Genomic DNA, 607 nt, shown 5'->3' with positions numbered 1-607 from the left:
CTCAACCTCGTCCGCCTTCGGCTCCCTACGGTTTCCGCCGGGCGCATCTACACGCCCCGCCATCCCCCGCCTGCCCCGGCTCCCGCTTTTGATGAGACTTAACGGCCGGGCTTTGGGGCGAGTTGTGTGCTTGGCGTTTTTGCCGTCAATCTGGGGTGGAGGGAGGATCTTGCGGGGTCGCCAAAAAGTGGCCGCGCGGGCGGCCGCCTTTTGGCATTTGGGTGTCTTGCGTCGTGGCGGCGGACGCTGCGCGCTGCTGGAGAGAGGCGTTGCTCGAGGGGGCAATGGCGCGGCGCGATCGTGATGGGAGGGGCTGGTGAATCCTGCGTCATCGCGCTTGATTCGATGGGCGCGATCTTTTGGTGGTCTCTATATTGCGACGCCCTCTATATATAGAGGGCGTTTCTTTATTTGCTGTGGGCGGTTACTGCGGCTGGATGCCGGAGATCTTGATCCATTCCTTCCAGCGGGCGGTGTCTTCCTTGACGAAGGTGTCGAAGCGGGCGGTGTCCATGGCTTCGGGGGTCAGGCCGAGGGCGCGGAGTTTGTCGGCGGTGGCGGGGTCGTTGACGGCGGCCTGGGTGGCGGCGTTCATCTTGGCGACGAT

The 607-nt window shown here is 63.9% G+C and carries 1 pseudogene; it reads right to left on the bottom strand.

Annotated features, from left to right (window positions below):
• Positions 1-424: 424 nt before the first annotated feature.
• Positions 425-607 (bottom strand): annotated as a pseudogene (locus DK459_RS02265) (tripartite tricarboxylate transporter substrate-binding protein); the annotation flags it as partial.

Source organism: Achromobacter sp. RW408 (assembly GCF_003184165.1).
Lineage (GTDB): Bacteria > Pseudomonadota > Gammaproteobacteria > Burkholderiales > Burkholderiaceae_B > Achromobacter > Achromobacter xylosoxidans.
This window is presented reverse-complemented; position numbering and strand designations above follow the sequence as displayed.